This window comes from Flavobacterium sp. LPB0248 (assembly GCF_013388355.1).
Classification (GTDB): Bacteria; Bacteroidota; Bacteroidia; order Flavobacteriales; family Flavobacteriaceae; genus Flavobacterium.
The window spans coordinates 1,586,687-1,606,393 of the sequence record NZ_CP058246.1; the positions used below are offsets into that span (position 1 = coordinate 1,586,687).

Consider the following 19,707-nt stretch of genomic DNA (forward strand, 5'->3'; position numbering starts at 1 on the left):
AAAACAAAAGGCTTTTACTGAATTCTTTTATAAAATGATTGTGAAAAATTATATTTAAAAGAAAACTGAATTTTATTTATTGAAGTACTCCATCCGTCATTAAAATTTTCGCGGTTACCCCACTGAAATTCAACTCCGACCATGCAATTCTTTACAGGAGTAAACAAAAGGTTTCCCAGAACGTATTGTCCCTTTTTAAAGGCATCATCTGTTTGTCCGTCTGAATTGTCAATATCAATCATAGAATATCCTAATGCGGTGCTAAACTTGTCACTCCAAGTATGATCTAAAAAAGCGACAACACCAACCAGAGGAAGCGCAACACCTTTTACGGGAGTTACAGGGTTGCCAAAATTGTTTTTAATACCGATGTCAACAGGAGCATCATTCATGTAGTTTTGTATACCTTCTCCATATACAACCTGTCCTCTAAAAACATCATTTTCGCTAAAATTGATATTGGTGCTTAAATTAAGTCCCCAGCCTATAGCATCTCCAGACAAATCGTACTGATCGTTATTCATATCTTTCCATTCGATTTTTCTCAAAATACCTGCTAATTCAATATAACCCCATCTTGTACCATAATGGTACTCTGCCGAAAGATCGGGCAGCGGAAATCTTGCCTTTACTCCTTGGAGTTCCACACGATTCGCATAATCTCCCTGATCGGCACTTGCTCCTGGTCTTTCTAATGCAATCGTTAATCGAGTATCGCCTTGAATTGGCATATAACGTATTTGAATATTTCTAAAAAATACCATTCCCGTAGGTCCCCAATATTCGAGCGAATTCGGGAATACGCCAATATCCATAAAAGGGCTCCACGTTTGTCCAGCTCCAAATTTTCCTAATTCAGCATAAGCATGACGCAAACGAAAAGTAGTTTGTCCGGCATCGACACCTGTACCGAACAACTCGAATTCAAAATGAGTTTTTAATTCGCCAATTCCTGTATCAAAGTAATTTTTAAACCCTAATCTGGTTTGGCGCACAGAAGCGTAGTAACTGCCGTCTGGTCCGTATTGGTCTTTATAGGCAGGAAGTTTTGTCGGTCTTACAACATCATACCAATCTGACTGTATCTGATTAAAATTATAACCAATATCAGTCATAATAAATCCGTAGATTTCCATGCTTTTATTCCCTTCATCTTGAGCCTGAACAAAAGCAGAAATGAGAAAACAAATTATGAGGACATAATGCCTCATAGCTGTCATTTGCAAAAATCTTTTTTTCATAATGATTATAGTTTGTTTATTATGGGATAAACTTTTAATCTGATTTTTGCAGTCCTGGCTTAAAATAAAAGTCATTTTTATTTTAAAAAATTGATATTTCTCAGTACGAATTTTTATTCACCTTAAAAGCTTTCATCTGATCCTAAAAGCTTTTAGTACGGGAATGCAAAAATTTCAACACCTATACATTACAGTCTTTTTTGGTTAAAAAAAGAAACAAAACCCAGTTTTCACCTGATTATCAAACAAATATAATTAATACAATTGCACTATTAGAGTTATTAACCGTTACATTTAACCGTTAAAATATCAGATAAATAATACTAACATGTTAAATATTTTCATAAATTTATAACATCATAAGCATTTGGTCTTTAACATTTTATACGCCCCAGTGACTTTTTTTTGACATTAATAATTTTCAAATAATTTATTATGGAGTCTACAAAAAAAATCCCCTCGGATAAAATTTATAATGAGCTGGAAAATGTATTAAAATTCTATTCTTTTAAGAACTCAACGCTTTTAAGTAATTTTCTACGCTATATTGTCACAGAAACTATAGATCAAAGGCAGCAGTTTATTAAAGAATATTCTATAGCGGTAAATGCGTTAAGTAGACCTTCCCATTTTAATCCCCATGATGATGCCATGGTTCGCATTCATGCAGGAAGATTAAGAAAATTACTAACTGAATATTATTCTTCTGACGGAAAAGATAATCCCCTTATTATTCATGTCCCAAAGGGCGGTTACGTTCCTGAATTTATTCATAATAATAAACTGAGACCTGCCGAGCTTCCTATCAGTACCAATAAAAGCAATCCTGTTATTACAGTCTTCCCTTTTAAAACCATCGATCAACGACCAGATTTAGAGGCTTTTTCTCAAATTCTTTCCGAAGAAATCAGTGCAGAACTTTCCCGTTTTCAGGACATCTCTGTAATAGGTCATTTCCCGTCTGATATCATTTCAAAAATTAATGAAAATGTTCTAGAAGCCGCCAATTTAATTGGAGCCGATTTTATTATTACAGGGCATATTCAAATTATTAATAACAAACTGCAAATAAGAATTAATCTAATAAACCCTTCTTCTGGAAAGTTTGTAATGACCAAATTGTTCACACCTGCAACCCTAGATGATGGTATTAGAATTCAAAATGAAATAGTAAAGGATATTGTTTCTACTATGGGCGGTTATTATGGTGTTATTTTTAATGAAATGGTAAAAACCGCGCCATCTAAAATATCTAACAACTCTGGTATTTTACGGGCAATTTGCAGTTATCATGAATATCAGCGTTCTTATTCTATTGAAAATTTTGCTAATGCTCTATCCAATTTAACCGAAGCTGTAGAGTTGGATCCAAACCATGCAATTGCTTGGGCAATGCTGGGTGAAATGCATTTGGCTTCTATTGCCCTAGGATTAGACAATTGCAAAAAAACAATTGAAAAAAGTAGCCACTGCATTACAAAAGCCTTAAATATTGACCCTAATTGCCAACAGGCTTGGTATGCGCTGACTATTATAAACTGCTTTAAAAAAGATCAGGACGACTGTCTTTCTACCGCAGAACAATGCCTGAAAATAAATCCAAATTCTTCTGGTATAACAGCAGGAATTGGCTGTGTATTGATTTTTGCAGGCTATTTTGAAAAAGGATTTAATTTATTAGAAAATGCTGTACATGCAAATCCTGCGCATCCGTGGTGGATTAATGTTGGATATTGGTACTATTACATCCATAAAAAAGAATATCAAAAGTCTTTATACTGGGCAGAAAAAATGGACTTTGAAGAGACCATTTGGGATCCTTTACTAAAAGCCGTTTCTTTATCGCTGCTTAGTGAAGACGCAAAAGCAAAAATATATCTAAACAACCTTCTAGAACTACAGCCACAAACTGCGACAGAAATAAAAGAAACGCTTTTCAGTTTTATGTTTTCTGATGAAATTGTTTTTAAAATCATCAACAGTTTAAAAAGAATTGGATTAAAAGATGGCATCTGATCTCTGAGAGATTTAATCAAAAACTATGTTCTAAGATTAAGCCACCTTCTTTACTGCACGTTTTTTCTTTTCCAATAATTTAAGATGATTTTCGGCACATAGAATTTTCTCGGTCGTGCCGTACTTTTGTATTTCGATGAGATAATGAAAATCCCTCTCCTTTGAAGTCGATTTTATGATAAATCCCTTCTTTAAATCCATTTTTCTTTCGATTATGGTTCCCTTGTAAGATCTCCCACTTATTGCAGTGTAGGATACCTCTTGTCCTTTTACAAATTTCATTGTTTTAGCCGTTTGTTTTTAATCGCTGCTAATACTTCTAAATATAAAAAACCAATATTAAGGGGTTAATCAGTTTTTCAATTTCGGCGAATGTATAAAGTTTCGGGAATTTATCACCGCGTATTTATACCTGTTTTCATCTTAAGACTGCCTTAATTTTTAAAGATTATAAACTTGCTAAAACAAATATAATCTTCAATAAATGCTAAATAAAAACAAGTCTCACTTACTTTTCTTAAGCGCCTCTAATAATTCTGCCATATCTACCACTGCATAAGTTGAACAATAATCTGATACAGCATAAGGCAGAATTAAACTATTGTTATGAATAATAGCTCCACAGGAATACACTACGTTTGGCACATATCCTTCTCGCTCATCTTCCAAAGGAGAAAGCAAAGGTTCTGTAAGTCTCCCTATTTCTTTTGAAGGATCATCAAGATCAAATAGCGAAGCACCAATACAATAACGTCTCATTGTACCAACTCCATGCGTAATAACAAGCCAGCCTTCTTCTGTCCATAATGGAGAACCGCAATTTCCTATCTGAGTCAATTCCCAAGTAAATTTAGGCTTTTGCAAAAGAATTGGCGTATTCCACTGCGTGACACGATCAGAATACATAATATAATTGTTCACGCCGTCAATTCTCGCCAGCATGGCATATTTGCCTTTTATTTTTCTCGGAAACAACGCCAGATTTTTGTTCTGTGCTCCTTCTCCATGAAGTGGCATAACTCTAAAACTATAAAAATCTTCAGTAGAAATTAATTTGGGAAGGATTGTGTGTCCGTTATATGCAGTATAAGTTGCCATAACACGATCTGAGCCGTTATCATCAAAAAAACGTACAAAACGAGCATCTTCTATTCCGCGGCTTTCAGAATCAGAAATCGGAAAAATAACACGTTCTGTTATATCCGAATCATGTTTGAACTGCAAATCATAAAAAGAATTTGCCAGCCACAAAATCTCTTCCAACGCTACCTTTCTTTCTTCGCGAATCAAAGGATCTTTTAAAGCCTCAATCAGCATATTTTTAAGAACAGCAAATTCAAATTCATCAGGAAGATCCTGCATAATCTGAGCAATATATTTATCGGTTGTATGCATTTCATACAGCTTAGTCAAAAATCGCTCTTTATTAAATAATGTTTTATGCTCAATTTCTGCCTGATCAATATGACTTCCTATTTTCATGATATGCAGATTATTGTCGCGATCTAAAATGGCTCTTCTAAAAACAATCGATGAGATATGGCCTTCTCCCGTTGCACGAAAAGAAATTATAACCCTTTTTTCTCCCATTTCTAACCCCGTCTGATCAAAATCTTCTACAATAGAAGGATTAAAAATCGCAGCCGATTCTATGGCATATTCCATCGTGCAATAAGACCCAATGAGCATTTTTCGGTCTAGAGACATGGCTTCATAGTCAATCTGCATTCCTTCTATAATTGGTCTTATTCTTTCGCAGTGTCTAAAGAATACAGCCGAAATATTTCGATGTCTTCTCGCAAATTCGCGAAGCGTCTGTTCCAAAGTCTGCAGCACCTGTTTCTCATCCAGCATCATTATCCGAACTATCATTTGCTGGGTCCTTTCCTGCCCGTTCATAAAATATCGGGCAACAACTCTTCTTGAATCGGGCAAAAACTTTACATTTTTTCGGACAACGGATACTCGCATAATTGGGAAATTTTAAGACTGCAACATTAAAGGAATATTTTATTACACAACAAGTTAGTGATTTTTGTTAAAGTAAAAAACTTAATTTTTTATTAAAACTTCGAATTGGTCTATAATCCTAAGATCCTTTTAACCGATTTTCTCAAAAGTTTTTTCTTAATTTCGTTTTTATACCAGCAACTTAAAGCAATGAAGAATAAAGTTAAATTTTTGAGAGAAGAAAAAAACATGACTCAAAATGAACTTGCCGAAAAATCGGGTCTTTCGTTGCGAACTATACAAAGAATTGAAGCTGGAAATATACTCAAAGGTTTTACTTTAAAAACACTTGCCGAAGCTCTTGAAACCAATCCAGAAAATCTTGCTTTTAAAAAAGAAAACACACAGATCGAAAGAGCCAAACTGATCAATCTTTCTGTTTTATCTGGACTTATTATTCCGTTTGGAAGCGTTATTTTTCCTTTAATTTTAACGTATAAAACCCAAGATTCAACAAACAAAGAAATAGGCAAACAAATTGTAAGTCTCCAAATTGTTTTAAGTCTTATTCTTTCAGTTTTAATGATTGCAAGTCCGTTTATCCAAAATTCGTTTACTTTAAAATTTCCGCTTTTTATTATTCCATTAATTGCTATTCTTAGCTTAAAACTGCTGATTGTTGTTCTAAACGGAATCAGTTTAAACCAAAAACAAGAATTGGCCATAAAACTGAAGAACAACTTCTTATAAGGCAAGTCATAAAAATGACGTAAAACTGTCGTATTGTTTTTTCGCGAAAATCCGAATCGAAATCCGAATCTTGCAGAAAAAACAGACCATGAAATTATTTAAGAAAATTGCATCCGTATTTTTAATTATTATCGTTTTATTCTTGTTGGGAGGATATTTATATTTCCAAAAGAAATTCACTCCGCCAGAGAACTATTTGAAGGTTTCGGGAATTGCAGAAAAAATTCCAATAAAATGGATTTCAAGCAATGACAACTCACATTCTGCTTTGCTTTTACCTGTTAAAATAAAAGGAATTAGTCGGACATTTTACATGCAATTTGATTCGGGTTCGCCTATTACTGTTTTCTACAAAAAATCATTAGAATCTATCGCTGAAAAATTTCAAAATCAGCCGAAAATTGACAATGAAAACTTGTCGATTTCTACTGCTTTCACAATCGAAAATATGAATGTAATTTCAGATACGTTTAAAGTTTTGAATTATGGCGAAAAAATAAATTTTGACGATTTAAAAGCCGTAAATATAATTGGTACAATTGGAACCGATTTATTAGAAAAACGAATTACTGTTTTAGATTTTAAAAACAATCAATGCTCTTTCATCGAAAAAATTCAAGAAGATGATTTTGTTGATTTTGAATTTAAAAAACGTAAAATTCTTATTCCTTCTACCATCGAAAATAAAAAATTAAAACTGCTTTACGATTCTGGAACTAGTGGTTATGAATTGATTACTACAAAAGAAATCTGGCAGGAATACCGCAATAAAAATAGCGTTGTAAAAACCGAAAAAGGAAATTCGTGGGGAAATACGTTAATTGTTTATTCCGCTTCCGCGAAAAAGAAAATACAATTTCAAAAAACCATTATACACCTTTCTGAAGTTACTTATATCGAAGGTACTTCAGACCTGCAAAAATTCTTAATGAAACGTTCGGGAATGCAAGGAATGATTGGCAACAAACTATTCCTAAACCACAAACTGATTCTGGATTGCAAAACCGAAAAATTTAAATTGGAATAAAAGTAAAATTCTACAATACTAAACTGTTTTAAGAATTGATTTTGATGATATTTTTGACGTTCTCAATAAAAGTTTCGGTGTCTTTTATTTCTTGTTTTATCAATTGATGATGATCAGACAAATCGTGCTGCTCCATCATATCTTTTTTTAAATATTTAATCATCGATTCCAGGCTTCGCGTATCATCTTGATTTTGTCTCTTTAATTCACGCTGTTTGCTTTCCAGATATTTTAAAGTCTCTTTTAACTTTTGAACGTTTAATTTTCCCAAACCTTTATTTTTAATATTTATAAAAACAATTGCTGGAAATGCAAGAATTCAATATGCTCCAAAAACCAATACCATTTGAATTCAACCTCATCCCCAGCCATTGTTATTGGTACTTACGAACAAATTGATTTTTTGGATTTAGAAATTTTCCTATTTTTTTGCTAATTTTTAAAACAAGAAAATAAACAATTGAATTACAAATATTTAAATTAAAAACAGGAAGAAAATATTTTTAATTTTAAGCAAAAATAGAAAAGAATGAATGTGATTACAAATCATTTTCACCATTAAAAAACACAACTTTCAGAATCTCAAAACATTAGCAAAAATCATTTAAAATTGTGAATATCTATTTGAAGATTTAACTATTTATTTTGCAGTAAGATTTATCTTTGGCATCCTTAAAATTAAAAAAGAGATGAGCGCAATTTGGTACGAATGCAAAGTAAAATATAGAAAGACAGATGAAACTGGAGGACAAAAAGTTTTAACCGAGCCCTATTTGGTTGATGCTTTGTCTTATACAGAAGCTGAAAAAAGAATGACCGAAGAAATGGCCGCTTATACGAGTGAAGAATTTAAAATCACGGCGATCAAAGTGGCAAATTATGCTGAAATTCATCCTTTTGAAAATGCAGACAGATGGTTTAAGTCTAAAATCACTTTAATCGCTTATGATGAAGAAAGCGGTAAGGAAAGAAAAACGAGCATGTACATGCTGGTTCAGGCAAATGACGTTCGTGAAGCTTATGACAACACACTTCACATAATGAAAAATACAATGGGCGAATATTCTATTCCTGCTATTACAGAAACACCAATTATGGACGTTTTCCCATATTTCAGCGGTGAAGAAGGCGAAACAGAAATGTTGGAAAGATTCAATACTTTGAAAGCTTCTAAACCAGAAAAGCCAGAAGCAGAAGTAATTGATCACATGGAATTTGAAACTGTCGAAGAATAAGACCTTTAAATTCAAGACTTTTTCTAAAAGACTCAAAATAAAAAAAGCAAAATAGATTTCTATTTTGCTTTTTTTATTTCATGCTATTTTAATAGAGCATTTTTGCCAATGGCGTTACCGCCGAAGCCGATTTTGGCAATAAAGCCGTAAGTGCATCAAATTGCGTTGGACTTACATTCTTTTTCATTTTGGATATAAAAGACTCTCTAGTGGTAGTCATTTTAGAAGTATAGCCCGCTTTGTCAGTAGCCATTGTAGGTAAAATATTCTTCTTTTTGTTTAGAGTTTCATTTACCAATGAATTTACCACCGGTTTTTGAGCATCTGTTAATTTTAATTTTGGAGATAGCACACCCATAACCTGATTCGCTAAACTAGCAACATCAAAACCTGGTACCGCTGCCGTCGACGCCTTACTCGCCGCTTTTGTAACGTCTCCTATACTTTGTGCATTTGTAAATGAAATTGTCCCTAAAAAGACAACTAAAATCAATAATTTCTTTTTCATGGTATTTTCTTTTAAAGTTATTTGCTTGATACTAAAGGTAATAAAAATGTTAATTCAACTGACATCTTAAAACCATAAATATCTAAACAACTGCACTTTACACCATTTTACTCAGAAACATTCCGAATATTCTAAAATCAAAATAAGTCCTATCTTAGCTACAGAATTAAATGTTGATTTGAAACCACTTATAACACAAAAGCCAAAGAAACCTAAGAAACCAAAATCTATATGTCCAAAAGAAACCTAATTTTATTCGGATTTATTGTTTTAAAATTCATTCTCCAATATATTTTAATTAGTCCAGAATACGATTTACAGCGTGACGAATATCTACATCTTGATCAGGCACATCATTTGGCTTGGGGCTATTTATCTGTTCCGCCTGTTACTTCTTGGTTTTCGTATATTATTTATCTGCTAGGGAATTCGGTTTTCTGGATCAAGTTCTTCCCTGCCCTATTTGGCGCATTGACGCTTTTAATTGTCTGGAAAACTATAGAACTTTTAAAAGGAAATCTTTATGCTTTAATCCTTGGTGCTTTATGCGTTTTGTTTTCGTGTTTGCTTCGTCTCAACACATTATATCAGCCCAATTCTTTCGACGTTTTATGCTGGACTGCATTTTATTATTTTCTCATACAATACATTACTTCAGAAAACACAAAATGGATTTATTTCGCCGGAATAACTTTCGCCTTTGGTTTCCTGAACAAGTACAATATCGTGTTTTTATTTCTCGGATTAATTCCCGCTATTTTACTTTCTAAACAACGAAAGATACTCGCAAAAAAAGAGTTTTATTTTGCCCTTATTTTAGGGTTAATACTAATTCTGCCAAATCTTTACTGGCAGTACAGCAATCATTTTCCGATTGTACATCATATGAAAGAATTAGCTGAAACACAATTAGTCAATGTAGATAGAGTCGACTTTATAAAAGAACAGATTCTCTTTTTTATTGGAGGATTATTGGTGATTTTAGCTGGACTTTATGCGGTTTTGTTTTACCAACCTTTCAAAAAGTACCAATTGTTTTTTGCAGCGTTTATTTTCACGCTTTTGATTTTTATTTATTTCAAAGCAAAGGCCTATTACGCTATAGGATTATACCCGATTTATATTGCTTTTGGAGCTGTATTTTTATCTGAAATTCTAAACAATGGATGGAAACGTTTTCTAAAACCTGTTTTTATCCTGATTCCGTTATTGTTTTTTATTCCGATGTACAACATTGCTTTTCCAAACAAAAGTCCTGAATATATAGTGGCGCATCCCGAGAAATACAAAAAAATGGGAATGCTGCGCTGGGAAGACGGAAAAGACCATCATTTGCCTCAGGATTTTGCCGATATGCTAGGTTGGAAAGAATTGGCGAGAAAATCAGATTCGCTTTACGCATTATTGCCTAACCAAAAAGAAACTATTGTGCTTTGCGATAATTACGGACAAGCGGGCGCTATTAATTTTTATTCTAAAAAAGGAATCAAAGCGGTTTCTTTCAATGCCGATTATCTCAATTGGTTTGATCTTAGCATTCAGTACAAAAACCTCATTCGTGTTAAGGAATATGACAAAAACAATGAAGAACTGAAAGAAACAAGTCCGTATTTTGAAACGGCTGTTATTGGCGGTCAGATAAAAAATCAATACGCCAGAGAATACGGAACTACTATTTTTGTTTTCACAAAAGCTAAAATCGATATCAACAAGAGATTAGAACAAGAAATCAACGAAGAAAAAAACAAGATCATAAATGATTAATTTCAGAGACTTATCTTATTTAAAAACTGGAAATTCAAAACAGCAAGCTGCATTTCATGTTTTAACCAAACATGACGTTTTAGAAAAACTTGCTGAGTTTGATCCTATTTTGGTTGGTACGATTCCTATAAATATTGATATTGAAGACAGTGATTTGGATATTGTCTGTTATTGGCAAAACAAATCTGCTTTTATTGAAAGAATTAAACATTTATTCGAAAAAGAAAACCGTTTTTCGATTCGAGAAATTGTGATTGACAATAAGGAATCGGTTGTTGCAAACTTCTTTATTGAGGCCTTCGAAATAGAAATCTTCGGACAAAATACTCCGACCGAACTTCAAAATGGCTACAGACATATGCTTATTGAAGACCAAATTCTTCGTTCTAGAGACGAAAACTTTAGATTAGCCATCATAAAACTAAAAGAAAGCGGTATAAAAACCGAACCTGCATTTGGCACGCTATTAGGCTTAAAAGGAAACGTTTACCAAGAATTATTAGATTATAAAATCTAAGAAAAGTCGTCTTTTGTAAAAATTATAAAAAATAAAGTACTAAAATTATTTGCATAACCGTATTTAGTGTGTATCTTTGCACCCGAAACATCGCGGGATAGAGCAGTAGGCAGCTCGTCGGGCTCATAACCCGAAGGTCACAGGTTCGAGTCCTGTTCCCGCTACAGAGAACAACCCATCAAAATTTTGATGGGTTTTTTGTTTTTTATTATCTCCTTCAACCCTTGAAAACGTTGAGACTAACGCAAAAACTAAGTTCACTTTATCGGTTAGATATTGCCTGTTTTCAGCCCTAATTAACAATCCTTCAGGAAATACCAAGTTTTGAATTCTGATTTTACTTTCGATATTTCCTTCTTTCCAGTATTTACTGATGTTCGAGACTTTTTCTACTACCTTATCGATATGCCTGCTGTGGTTAGATATTTTTTTTGCATTCAAGTGTATATGGGTTTCAATCATCTTCAGTTCGGTCTCAAACTGAAGCGCATATCTATTGTATTTTTCATCTCCAAAATTTGAGTTCTCAAAATAGCGTTTATCCAAATTCTCAATTTTAGTTTCAACATCTTTTTTCTTTTCAAGTAAGCTTTTCATTTCTTCTTTAGCTTCTGTGTTTACATCTTCAAAAAATTTATTCAACTGCATTTTAAAAGGCTGTACAAATCGTGAGTCTAATGTATATTTTGACAATAACCTTTCGAAAGAATCATTCAACCCCTCCGTTTTTGATTTTTGAGTAGTCAGAGCATTAAAACTGGCATTTTTACACTTCTGACATTTGTAATAGTGTGCTTTCTTTTTTCGAACTTCATAACTTGTAAGCAGGCAACCACACTCGCATCTTAAAAATCCTGTAAGTGGTCTAAACTCATTGACTTTAGTTTTACAATATTCTTTAACTGGAATTACGCTGTTTTCCGAAAGCATGTTATCAACTTTCAGGAAATCTTCCTCACTAACCAGACCCGCCCAGTTTCCTTTCACTGGTTCTTCAATTAATGCATTAACTAAGATCCCGCAGTAAAATGGGTTTCGCCACATGGAACTAATCCCTTGTTTTGAAATAATCAAATTCAGTTTTTCAAGTTTCTGTCTGATCACATAATCTCTTTCCCCTGCAAGTTTCCATTTCCATGCCTTTTTTAAAACCTCTCCTTCCTGATTGATTGTAATAGACTGCGTGTCCTGCATTAAGGCATAGTCTCCTACTTTTCTCCCTCTCATTGTATAACCTCTGGGAGCTTTGCCCAGCCAGTTGCCTGATCTAAGCAGTGCTTTCATGCCCGGAATTGTTTTCTCTAACCTGTCCATGTTTTCCCTTCTGGCATCCAACAGCTTGCTGTAAATATCCAGTTTACTGTATTCATCATTGGTGCAGAGTCCTGATGATGTCTCAATCAAATGAACACCCAGTTTATCCACTAGTTCATGTACAATAGTAATAGCATTACCTCCTGTTCTGGAGAACCTGCTGATAAATTTGATGGCAATTGCAAAGGGTTTCTGTTTTGAGCTTTTAACTTCTTCCAGTAGTTTTGTAAACTCTTTTCTTGTGAAATCTCCCGAGGCGCTTTCATAAGTACCTCCAAGTATATTTTTAAGTGTGTAGCCATTCTTAGATGCAAACTGAACTATTTCACTCCTCTGCTCTTCCAGACTATTATTTACTAACTGTAGTTTAGAGCTTACCCTAGTGTAGCCCCAAATTTCTTTTACCTCGTTCTTTTGAGCTAGTTTTTCTTTTTGGAATTTTTTGAAATTTTCTATACTCATCTTTTTAGTTTTAAAAATTATAAACTATTACTGCTAATTGAAACAGGCTATCGATTATCTCCTGCCCCTCCGATTCTGAAACTGTTTCAAAACCTTTACAGCTTCGTAATTCTTCAATAGTTAATTTTACCTGATTGTTTTTCGCTTTTTCTTTCTGATCATTAAATACATTTTCTCTTTGCTCAAGAGTTATATTTAACCCCTTAGTATTTGGCTTTATTAAGGCTCTGTCTACACTGATATTTCTTTTATCTTTTTCTTCATTTGCCATCTCGCACCTCCTGCTCTAAACTTTAAAAGACCGCTTTCACGATCTTTACTGATTACACATCATTACACTTATTTTAATAAATATAAAAATGCATTTTGAAGTCATTACAATATTAGCAACCGCTGGTACTCTTTGTCTTTTAAAGTCATAATATTCAAAACAAAAATTGCCAACCGACACCCAATGCAATTAATTAAAGCTTTGGCAGAACATAACCGAAAGGTGGATTTTTTCGATAAAGAGCAATTAAATAAATATATAAGATGTATCTTATCAATTCTTTATATATGGTACACTGAAAATCATGTTTCATACATTGGGAATAAATTAAACACTTTTATAGACTTACTTCTTTTGGAATTTTCGCTATCAGATCAAGACTCTTTTTTCATGTGCTTTTCTTCAAATTCCTCTGTGAGTGATATGATCTTTTGGGACAAAACGGCAAATTCTGCAGTCTGCCTTTCCAGTTTATACAGATATGCCGAGGCTTTCTTTTCGGAAAATTTTTGATATAAAATCTTCACAACCTGATTGTAATTAACCCCGATTGCCCTAAACTGGCTATAAAATGCGGTCAGGCGCATATAATAATCCATTGTCGCTTTATCGATCTTGACTATTTTGACTCCCTTTTGAAAAACACAGGCTGTAATAAAGTGCGCCATTACACGCATTCCAGATGCTTCAAAAAGAGACAGGAAACGTGCATTTTCTTCTGCGGTAAGGCTGATGGAATAGCGATGCAGGGCGGGATCTATTTTCGGAGGCCTGCCTCCTTTATGCGGATTCTTTCTTTCTTCATTTTCCATGACTTTAATAATTGGTATTACTTAAAGCCCAATATATTTTATAATCGGCAATTTCACTCCAACTTGGAAGATCATGGCAGTGTTTTGAAGCATTTGGCTTATTTGCTCCTAAAGCAATCTTAAACCTTTAAAATCGGACATCCGATGCCAAGTAAAGCCATCAAAAGACCCTTTTAAAAAGCAGGTCTTTTTCAGGATTAATTTTCTGAAAATATAAAACTATGCTTTACAAAGAAACGGTTACTGAGCAGATGTGGGAACTTCTCCAAAGGCTTATGAAAGATGAAAAACTGAAGGAACATGTACTGGTCGGCGGTACGGCATTAGCCTTACGATTAGGACACCGCTTATCGGTAGATATAGATCTTTTCACAACAAAAGATTTTCATTCGCAGATGATGCTCAAATATCTGCATGATACTTACGGTGCAGATAAAGAAGAAAGCAGACTCTTGGAGAATACAGTTCTTACCTACATTGATAATATAAAAGTAGACATTCTTACACACAATTACCCTCTTCTAAATTCTGTAGAAACAACGGAAGGAGTCCGCATGATTTCCAATGAAGACATTGGAGCAATGAAACTCCACGCAATCCATCAGAGCGGTAACAGATACAAGGATTTTGTCGATATGTACTTTATGCTTGAACAAGAACCTTTAAAGTTCTACCTTCAAGCCTATCAGAGAAAATATGATAAAGACCCATATTGGGCATCAATAGGTCTTCAAACATATGACAAGATTACCACCTTTGATGGCGTAGATGTATTAAAAGAAAAAGAGCAAAGCTGGAAAAATATTAAAAAACGTCTGGAACTGGCAGTAAAAAATCCTTTATATAAATTTAAATCAGAAAGCCAGGATTTACCAATTAACCCCAATAAAAAGAGAGGTTTTCGCAGGTAATTCAGCAGAAATTGCTTATATTTGATACTAACCATTATTAAAAAAACAATGGATAAATTAACTAGAGACATACCCAATCTTCACCCTAAATTCTTCTGGGATTTTAGATTCGACAGTATTGATTGGGACGGGGGATATAAAATGGTTATTGCCCGTATTGTGGAGCGTGGTGGTCAGGATCAAATTAACGAAATCGTGCGTTTTTATGGTCGTGAAAAAGTAATTAAGGCTGTCCGTGACGAGATTTCCTTTCTGCCTAACTATGCCATTGAAGATGCCCTTAAATTCTTTCCAGAACTCAAGAAGGAAGAGATGTACTGCTACCTCAACCGCAAAGACAAACCCTACCATTGGATTTAGTCCTGCCTTTAATAAAAGCCCTCCGACCATAATGATTAATCATTTCACTGCAGTCTGGAGGGCATGTCCATAAACATAATCTTCCATTTTATGTTTACTATCCGCACTATGGCGTATGCTTTTAAACGATTATCTTAATAAGATATTACGAGCTTAAAATGTTAATTTAAGATCAGTTTGCAATGTTATAATATTTGCTGGGATTGTAATTATAAAATTCCAGCAATATGTTCTATTTTCATAAGCACTGATTTTTATTCTTTTTTTTAAGAAACAATAAAAAAGAAAACGAAGATATGACGGGCTGTTCCAGTCTGGCAAAAAGACTTCGGCATAATGTCTTGCTCGTTCCTCACAAGCCACCCTTTGGGACTTATTCCGATTCCTTTTGGCCTGTCTGCATCCCGTCTTATGAAATTGCTTTCTTTTTCTTTTTTCCGTTTTTCTGTTTTCTTTGGAAAAGATATTTTTATTGGTATTGTGAGATTAAATTATCTATTCAAGGTTTGCCTGAAATAAAATCGCAAAGTTTCCGGAAAAACCATAAAAGCATTTTTATGGTTTTATGGTTTTAAAAACACTTATACAAATAGGTAAATCCCTGTAGGCTTGCAGACCTGCAGACCAACATACCTGTCTGCTTGCATTGCTCCAAACTTGCATATTTGTATACTTGAATCCCTGCATTTCCTCATGCTTGCTTACTTACACTCCTGCATACTTGAGTCTTTTCTTCTAAGAAAATATTTTAAGATACAACTCAAGTATTGCATCATATATCTCCCCTGCAGTCTGCAGGCATAACCAATAACACTGCTGTACGATAAGGATCCGCTTTATTCAGATATATCTTTAAAGTAAATTACCTTATAACCATCACAATAAAAAAAGGGCATCAAGCCCTTTCATTAAATCTATTTCTAAAATTGGTTTCGCAGGAAACCTGCAAGTTGTGTTTTGAGATGCTTGAAATGAATTCAGCATCTCAAAACAACTTGCCCTGCGGGGCTGGAAAACGCCTCCGAAGTCGGCGTTTATTAAAAAAATTATTGGGATTCAGTTATGTTTTTTTCATTTAAATACTTCTGGTAAAGCATATCCAGAAGATCTCCTTCTTCCATGGGAATCAGCATTTCTGTTATCCTTAAAAGACTTCTAACATATCTTTCAGGGTCTCTGATGTTTTCCCCGCTTCCTTCAATCCCGTCTAAAGCAAGCATCCCGGCTTTGAGCAGATCCATTATCAGACAGAACAGATCTGAATATCCCTGCACATTTATCTCGATGCTGTGTATGTCATTTCTTCTTTTTGATGCAGGTCTGAGCATAATAAAAAAATGCTCAGGGTTATCAATAAAATCGTTTAATGTGATTGTTTCTTTTTCCATAATCTTTATTTTAGATTGTTTTTATCATTTATCCAGTGGAATAATTTGACGTTTTTATCATGTAGTGTTATTGGGATTCTGATCAGGACTCTTGCAATAGGCGTAAACCGATTCTAAAAACAGCCTCGCCAGCGCAAACCATGCCAGCAGTTCAATGTGCTGTTCCAGTTCGGGATCGTTCGGCAGTTCTAATGCATTTTCTAAATCAAAATCTAAAGTTTGGATTCTCTGCTGGAACTTCTGGTAATATTCTGATCCGACAGCCGATATGACAGCAGAGAGCAGTTCGTGCACGAAACGTGAGCAGGAAATCGAATCTAAAATGTACCTAAGGCTGTCAAAATGTTTATCATGCGGATTTGGATTCTCCTTTAATTCATAGCAGAAATGTATCAGCAGATGCAGGCATGACAGCAGTCCTGCTGTTTTAATGTCCTCTATGTCATCAGTGGCTTCAAGATTCCCTGAAAGCAGTTCTTTCAGATCGTATTCCTGCAGAAGGTCGGGATATCTCTCAAGCATTAAATCGAGCTTGGGATTTTTTAATCTGCCCAGAAGTTCTGAAATTCCGTCTTCGAGATTCTTCTTTGGATTCTGCAGTAGCATATTGAGTGCTTTCTCTGCCTGTTCTGCTGATTTTATAAGCTTTTTTTCTTTCTTATGGCTTTTATAATTTTTCATCTTAAAAAATTTAGGATTAGTTCACTTAAGCATTTTCAAAAGGGCATTATTTCACCAATGAAAATATTGCCTTTTAAGACTGCTTATCTTTTTTGATTCTTTCAAGGCCTCTTTCACGGATAAGCTCTCCCGCATCGAGCATTTTTATCAGATGGATATAGGGAGTCGCCAGATCAATGTCGCTGTCTTTTTCGTATGGAGACAATGAAAGGCTCACTATTTCAGAAAGAAAAAAATCAAACTGCCTTAGGGTTTGCTCAGCAAATGCTTTTTGAAATACTGTGAAAGGGTTGTCATATTCCTGCTTTGTAAGCGAAGTGAGATGGAATACATTTTCAGTGCGGGCTGACTCTTTCACTTTCCATTTTCTGCTTTTTTTCTGAAGGCTGTAGTATATTTTAAGAAAGGAGGATATAGCCTTATAGAATATAAAAATCTCGCTCAGCTTATCATCACTGCAGATCTCTTTTTTATTGCTGTAGATTACTGCCTGCGTCAAATTTCGCTTATAGTAGTCAAGATGCGCAAAATCAAAAAGGGCATCAGAAGCCTCAAATGGATTGCCTGCCTCAAACCCAGCCCAGAACTTGGTTTCAAAGTTTTTTTTATTTTTCATATTAAAAAATTTATAGTTATTGGATTTCGTCCTGCTGTTTCAAATCATCCAGCCTCTGCAGTTCAGTGTATCCAAGCGTGTACATTTCATTATAGAAGGCTTCACACTTGGTATAGAGCAGATTGCTCTGGTCAATGCTTTCCCTGTTAAGATCCTTATGCTTTATCATATCTATATTGGCTGAGAGAAGTTCTATCAGTTTTCTATCCTGCTGAGAATCCGAGAAAGGCAGTTTGATTGCAGGGATGCATTCCAAAAGCCTGAACATGTAGGGGATTGAATATACGGCTGGATGATAGCTGAGGAAAAGGTCTAGCTGGGCAACGGCCACCTGCTGTACGGCCTGCTGAACCAAAGCATTTTTTACCAGTGCTTCGTCCGGTTCGGTGCACTGCTCGGCTGTCATCAGAAATTGTTCACACGCAAGCATGCGGTTTTTCCAGTAGTTTCGTGTAAATTCGATATCCCTATTTTCATCTGCATTTATCGGATAGATACTATACGGGCTTTCAAACTGAGCCAAAATGCCATTAGCCATAACCTTATTAAGGAAATACTTTTGGTAATGGCTCTGCCTGCGAAGGTTCTGTGTTCGATGGATTAAAAGGGTAGCCGTATATCTATTTTCAAACTTTTCCTTTATCAGAGACTGTAATAACGGCAGGGCATTTTCCCTGTATTCAGTGCTCAGTATCAGCAGGTAAAAATGATAGCAGGGAAACTGTTTATTGAATGCTTTCTTAGTTTTTACTCCTTCATTAATGTTGAAGGTATTATACCCGAAGCAGAATACCGCGCGGGTTTTCATAAAACCGTTTATGGCTCTGCTAATCTCTGACAGCGCATGGCCTATAAAATAATTTGAGCTGGGCATTTCAGTCAGGATTGACTGTCCGGAAAACGACTGATTGCGGAATCCCTTCATTTTTGATTTGAACTCTTTTTGATAATCCGAAAAAAGACTGCGGAATTCCTTTTCCAGAAGCTCAAACTTTACCTTTGCCCTCTCTAACACTGATGGATTGATCTCAATATTAATAGTATTGTCGCGGTAATAAGTATGCGCACTGCTGAGATGGTCAATAATTTCCTTGTCTTCAGGAATGTCATAATTGAGTATTTCTTTCAGGTATGGAACAAACCTCACGACCATTTTGTATTCGTACAGCAGGCTCGGTCTGCCCATATCCTCGCCAATCTCTCCGATAAGAAGCCATGAGTAACAGCAGTAGAGATCCCATAAAGCAACACACATAGAATTGCCTGCTTCTTTAAGGCTATTGTCTTTCATATCAGCTGATGCTTTCTGAAAACGGGACACTGTATCTCCCAACTTATCTTTAAAGTCCAATTTTGTCCATTGCAGAAGTTCTTTTGCATCGTCATCTAAAGGATAAAACACCTTGTTGTCCGGCTGATAATAAACAAGCTCAGCGATAGTACAGTGGCGGATAAGATAGGGGAATCCCTCTTTAAATCCCTGTGAAGCCCTGAATGCATTGATAAACTTGAAAATAAAATCAGGATAGCAGTCCGTTATTTTTTTCGCCATTTTCTCAACTGCATCCCCGCATTGTCCGCAGTTCTTTTTGAGGATAAAGGTTACTATAATCGGCAGACCGCTCTGGCCGTTATTGGAAATGTAGATAGTTCCTGCATGCACAAAGGTCAGCAGGCTGGTAATAGCTCCCTCCAACTGCTCCCGCATTGGATGGTTCTCTGGGATTTTTAACTGATAATGCATAATTTGATAATTTGAAGTTGTACATAAAATGAAATGTTGTATTTTTGTTAAACACGCAGGCAAGTAAGTGATTGTCCGTACAGTACCGTATCAATTTATCGTGTACCGTACAGTACAATTTCTATATCATACACAGACCT

The 19,707-nt window shown here is 34.9% G+C and carries 20 protein-coding genes and 1 tRNA gene; 9 read left to right on the forward strand and 12 right to left on the reverse strand.

Translation table 11 applies throughout. From position 1 onward, the window contains the following. Positions 1-14 precede the first annotated feature (14 nt). On the reverse strand, positions 15-1,241 hold the full coding sequence (locus LPB248_RS06515; RefSeq protein WP_255463032.1) for a DcaP family trimeric outer membrane transporter: 1,227 nt from the start codon (positions 1,239-1,241) through the stop codon (positions 15-17). Positions 1,242-1,676: 435 nt separating this feature from the next. On the opposite strand from LPB248_RS06515, the gene LPB248_RS06520 reads away from it, so the two are divergent. After that, positions 1,677-3,257: a tetratricopeptide repeat protein gene (locus LPB248_RS06520; protein ID WP_177210717.1), complete on the forward strand. Its 1,581-nt coding sequence runs from the start codon at positions 1,677-1,679 to the stop codon at positions 3,255-3,257. Positions 3,258-3,293: 36 nt separating this feature from the next. Here the strand turns inward: LPB248_RS06520 and LPB248_RS06525 are convergent, their stop codons facing one another. Together LPB248_RS06525 and LPB248_RS06530 are read right to left on the reverse strand one after the other, a co-directional pair. Continuing rightward, complete coding sequence (locus LPB248_RS06525; RefSeq protein WP_177210718.1) at positions 3,294-3,539, reverse strand: hypothetical protein; 246 nt, start codon at positions 3,537-3,539, stop codon at positions 3,294-3,296. A gap of 222 nt (positions 3,540-3,761) precedes the next feature. After that, a complete protein-coding gene (locus tag LPB248_RS06530) occupies positions 3,762-5,129 on the reverse strand; it encodes a glycoside hydrolase family 130 protein (protein ID WP_255463033.1) in 1,368 nt (455 codons plus the stop codon). A 288-nt stretch (positions 5,130-5,417) separates the two neighbouring features. On the opposite strand from LPB248_RS06530, the gene LPB248_RS06535 reads away from it, so the two are divergent. After that, a complete protein-coding gene (locus LPB248_RS06535; protein WP_177210720.1) occupies positions 5,418-5,957 on the forward strand; it encodes a helix-turn-helix domain-containing protein in 540 nt (179 codons plus the stop codon). An 88-nt stretch (positions 5,958-6,045) separates the two neighbouring features. Further along, positions 6,046-6,984, forward strand: a complete 939-nt coding sequence (locus LPB248_RS06540; RefSeq protein WP_177210721.1) for a hypothetical protein — start codon at positions 6,046-6,048, stop codon at positions 6,982-6,984. Between the two features lie 28 nt (positions 6,985-7,012). On the opposite strand, the gene LPB248_RS06545 is transcribed toward LPB248_RS06540, so the two are convergent. After that, on the reverse strand, positions 7,013-7,255 hold the full coding sequence (locus LPB248_RS06545; RefSeq protein ID WP_177210722.1) for a hypothetical protein: 243 nt from the start codon (positions 7,253-7,255) through the stop codon (positions 7,013-7,015). Positions 7,256-7,673: 418 nt separating this feature from the next. Between LPB248_RS06545 and LPB248_RS06550 the strand changes: the two genes are divergently transcribed. Continuing rightward, positions 7,674-8,219: a DUF4494 domain-containing protein gene (locus LPB248_RS06550; protein ID WP_177210723.1), complete on the forward strand. Its 546-nt coding sequence runs from the start codon at positions 7,674-7,676 to the stop codon at positions 8,217-8,219. A gap of 88 nt (positions 8,220-8,307) precedes the next feature. Here LPB248_RS06550 and LPB248_RS06555 read toward each other — a convergent pair whose 3' ends face one another. Beyond that, complete coding sequence (locus LPB248_RS06555; RefSeq protein WP_177210724.1) at positions 8,308-8,727, reverse strand: hypothetical protein; 420 nt, start codon at positions 8,725-8,727, stop codon at positions 8,308-8,310. A 231-nt stretch (positions 8,728-8,958) separates the two neighbouring features. Between LPB248_RS06555 and LPB248_RS06560 the strand changes: the two genes are divergently transcribed. From LPB248_RS06560 to LPB248_RS06570, 3 genes are all read left to right on the forward strand, one after another. Continuing rightward, positions 8,959-10,491 (forward strand): glycosyltransferase family 39 protein, encoded by a 1,533-nt coding sequence (locus tag LPB248_RS06560; protein ID WP_177210725.1) that lies wholly within the window; start codon positions 8,959-8,961, stop codon positions 10,489-10,491. Then, positions 10,484-11,008, forward strand: coding sequence for a DUF4269 domain-containing protein (locus LPB248_RS06565; RefSeq protein ID WP_177210726.1), 525 nt, complete (start codon positions 10,484-10,486; stop codon positions 11,006-11,008). The genes LPB248_RS06560 and LPB248_RS06565 overlap by 8 nt, the downstream gene beginning before the upstream one ends. 91 nt (positions 11,009-11,099) lie before the next feature. Beyond that, positions 11,100-11,172, forward strand: a tRNA-Met gene (locus LPB248_RS06570). Here the strand turns inward: LPB248_RS06570 and LPB248_RS17145 are convergent. The 3 genes from LPB248_RS17145 to mobA form a co-directional block, all read right to left on the reverse strand. Beyond that, positions 11,132-12,784 carry a recombinase family protein gene (locus LPB248_RS17145; RefSeq protein WP_410504091.1) on the reverse strand — a complete coding sequence of 551 codons (1,653 nt, stop codon included), beginning with the start codon at positions 12,782-12,784 and terminating at the stop codon, positions 11,132-11,134. The two genes, LPB248_RS06570 and LPB248_RS17145, sit on opposite strands and share 41 nt — an antisense overlap. Before the next feature lie 10 nt (positions 12,785-12,794). Further along, on the reverse strand, positions 12,795-13,055 hold the full coding sequence (locus tag LPB248_RS06585; protein ID WP_177210727.1) for a hypothetical protein: 261 nt from the start codon (positions 13,053-13,055) through the stop codon (positions 12,795-12,797). Between the two features lie 374 nt (positions 13,056-13,429). After that, positions 13,430-13,867: a conjugal transfer protein MobA gene (gene mobA / locus LPB248_RS06590; protein ID WP_177210728.1), complete on the reverse strand. Its 438-nt coding sequence runs from the start codon at positions 13,865-13,867 to the stop codon at positions 13,430-13,432. Between the two features lie 221 nt (positions 13,868-14,088). On the opposite strand from mobA, the gene LPB248_RS06595 reads away from it, so the two are divergent. Together LPB248_RS06595 and LPB248_RS06600 are read left to right on the forward strand one after the other, a co-directional pair. Next, positions 14,089-14,778 (forward strand): nucleotidyl transferase AbiEii/AbiGii toxin family protein, encoded by a 690-nt coding sequence (locus LPB248_RS06595; RefSeq protein ID WP_177210729.1) that lies wholly within the window; start codon positions 14,089-14,091, stop codon positions 14,776-14,778. A 48-nt stretch (positions 14,779-14,826) separates the two neighbouring features. After that, complete coding sequence (locus LPB248_RS06600; RefSeq protein ID WP_177210730.1) at positions 14,827-15,138, forward strand: DUF6922 domain-containing protein; 312 nt, start codon at positions 14,827-14,829, stop codon at positions 15,136-15,138. Positions 15,139-16,184: 1,046 nt separating this feature from the next. On the opposite strand, the gene LPB248_RS06605 is transcribed toward LPB248_RS06600, so the two are convergent. From LPB248_RS06605 to LPB248_RS06620, 4 genes are all read right to left on the reverse strand, one after another. Next, the gene (locus LPB248_RS06605; RefSeq protein WP_177210731.1) at positions 16,185-16,526 is read right to left on the reverse strand and encodes a hypothetical protein; all 342 of its coding nucleotides are present in this window, start codon (positions 16,524-16,526) and stop codon (positions 16,185-16,187) included. A 57-nt stretch (positions 16,527-16,583) separates the two neighbouring features. Continuing rightward, positions 16,584-17,207, reverse strand: coding sequence for a hypothetical protein (locus LPB248_RS06610; RefSeq protein ID WP_177210732.1), 624 nt, complete (start codon positions 17,205-17,207; stop codon positions 16,584-16,586). A gap of 73 nt (positions 17,208-17,280) precedes the next feature. Beyond that, positions 17,281-17,823 (reverse strand): hypothetical protein, encoded by a 543-nt coding sequence (locus tag LPB248_RS06615; RefSeq protein ID WP_177210733.1) that lies wholly within the window; start codon positions 17,821-17,823, stop codon positions 17,281-17,283. Positions 17,824-17,839: 16 nt separating this feature from the next. Continuing rightward, positions 17,840-19,567, reverse strand: a complete 1,728-nt coding sequence (locus tag LPB248_RS06620; protein ID WP_177210734.1) for a hypothetical protein — start codon at positions 19,565-19,567, stop codon at positions 17,840-17,842. Positions 19,568-19,707 lie beyond the last annotated feature (140 nt).